The organism is Lysinibacillus sp. TE18511 (assembly GCF_054062295.1).
In genome coordinates this window covers 1-2699 of the sequence record NZ_JBSSFD010000092.1, presented here as the reverse complement: position 1 = coordinate 2699, position 2699 = coordinate 1, and the positions used below count along the sequence as shown (strand labels likewise).

Genomic DNA, 2699 nt, shown 5'->3' with positions numbered 1-2699 from the left:
TTTCTGCAGCGTGTGCTTCTGGTGCTACTGTTGATACTCCAACAAGTCCTCCTAGTGTTAGTGCTGATGCCATTGCGATAGATGCTAATTTTTTCATGTTTGTAAAACTCCCTTTTGAATGTTTTTTGTTAGGTAATCACTTTACCTACTTATATATACTAACACGATAACCCACATAGTGTAAAATATGGTAATGGACACTTTTGTTGGATATTTTGTATAATTAAATGATTTGATTCGTACAGTAATTCATTTACATATGGGAATGAAACTAAGAGCGCAGCAACTTTTAAAGATATACGCACATAACGATTTAAGAACCGTTCTTATTTTAAAAATAAAAAAGACAGCCAAAGCTGTCTGTCTAATCCCTATACGCTGTTAATCTAAGTAGTTGTAGTTTTATAAAAAAGATTGATCATTTATAATAAAGATTGATTGGGGTACCGCCAGCATTTTGGAAAAAACCCATTATACTATATTATTCCGCATGTTCTTTCATTAATTTATCAAGTGCTTTACCATAAGCATCTTTGTTTTCCTTACTTAACTCATAAATTGCCCTATTCCAACATTCTCCATCTACACCTGATAAATGTGGAGTACTTTTTAATACAGCTTCTTGCATATTCGGTTTATCCTCTTTACTAGCGTCTTTAACAAGCTTTGTTGCTTTTCTTGCATCTGTTACCCCTACTTGTATGTCTTTGTGAATGTCTTTGTATTTATCAGGAACTTTTATATATTCCATATTGTCTAAAATCTTATCCATCTTGTTTGCTGTTTTTAAAATATCTTTTTCTTTTTCTTTTTCTTTCATAGCTTTCATCGAGTTTACTATGAATAAATCCTTCATGTATTGAAACTCTACTAATTGTTCACAAATATAATAGGGATACTGTTTCTCTGATATTACTGTTTTCATTGTTGATTTGCTTAACTGCTCAGTTTTAGGAGTAGACTCTTTATTTTCTATCACACAACCTACTAATAATAGAATAGGTATTGCTAATGATACGAGTTTCGTTGCTTTCATTATGTATCCTCCTTTTAGAAAGTATTGTAATTAATTAACATATTGTACCATAACGTAAAATTCCGGGCCGCAAAATAATGACGTTAAAAAAGTGGCTTTTAATAAAAAACTAACGTGTTATACTAGCTTGCCCTAGAAATGAACCGCATTATCGAATATGAACCACGCTTTAAAATGAACAGTAACTCCCTATGAACCTTGATATAATGCTGTTTTCATCACTTCTATTAAGATCCCTAAGTACACCTAGTTCCCAAAAATAATATATTTATGAACTACTTATAAATCAATTAATTGTAAAAAAAGATACTGCGAATAAATACCACATTTTTAACGTCAAATACAAACTTTTAATCGTTCGGATTTAAAATTCATGATTCATTTTAAATCCGAACAATCACCTTTTATTAATTCTCTTTTTATTGCATAAATAGTGTTTCTAGCAAGGACAAATCCAATACACTGTCAGGCCGAATGGTGCACCTGTTAATCCCTAATATGAATCACCTCTTTACACGATAGGAACGTTTGTTCTTATTTATTATAAGTACTAAATTTTAAAAAGAAAATCAATCTTTAATATTATTTTCACTAATTTTTCAAAATCTAGATAAAAAAATCAGCAATATTTGACTGCTGACAAGAAGTACCATTTAATTACATATAATCTAAATGAAATACGGATACACAGAACTTCAGATTTACAATATAGAAAAAATATACTTCTGGCGTAGAATAGTTACTTTTTCAAAAAAATCGAGTAAAAACGTATCTGCATACAATACTTCTTCTAATGATGTATCTCTTATTACCACAAACACTGGATCAGTCGTAACTGCTGAATTTTGATATTTATATTACATGTACCAATCATTTATATCCCCTTACACTCTACGCAAAACTTTTCTACTATATTCTTTTCTATTCAATACAAAACGTTTATCTAAACCGCTTTTAATCATATACAATCCACCGCATAGTGTTCGTAACCAGCTACCTCTTCTAATTCTTCCATCCATTCTTTTACCATATTAAGAAAAATATGAACCACCATTTAAAATAAACATTAATTTCCTATAAACCTTGATATAACAATATTTTTAACACTTCTAATAAATTTTCTAAGTACACCTAGTTCTCGAAAAGAGACTAAAAATGAACCACTTTTAACACACTTAGTTCCCGAAAATTAATTCATTTTATTTCCCATCTTCATCACATAGTTCATTTCAATTTAAAGCTCTATATTGACATAAAATACATTTAAAAAGTCGTATCTTTTTTTCGGAAGTGGAAATTTCTACTTTTGTTAAGTGTATTTTTCTATTTATATAAATAAAACTACAACCACAACTAAAACATAATATTAATATAAACATCTACTAAGTCAGACATTCTCCAGAAAGTATAGTTGCGTTAGGCTACACCCAGAGACTTCCCCAATAACTAGTTATAAATGTCAACACGATTATGTACATTTTTGCTCGTTTAAGGATGTACAAAACTACCCGTTTTCCGAGGTTAAATGATGCTTTAATCGGTATGAATCACCAACGATTGTGACAACGCTTGCGTGATGTAAAATACGATCTAATATCGCATTCGCTAACTTCGGTTCAGGGAAAATTTCATCCCACGATTTGAAGTTCACATTCGTTGTGAA

The 2699-nt window shown here is 30.3% G+C and carries 2 protein-coding genes; both read right to left on the bottom strand.

What is annotated here, in order from left to right:
• Positions 1–481: 481 nt before the first annotated feature.
• Positions 482–1036 (bottom strand): hypothetical protein, encoded by a 555-nt coding sequence (locus tag ACVWXS_RS25820; protein ID WP_456960674.1) that lies wholly within the window; start codon positions 1034–1036, stop codon positions 482–484.
• Between the two features lie 1504 nt (positions 1037–2540).
• Positions 2541–2699: ATP-binding protein (locus ACVWXS_RS25815; RefSeq protein ID WP_456960675.1), on the bottom strand; the 159-nt coding region annotated here is incomplete at its 5' end.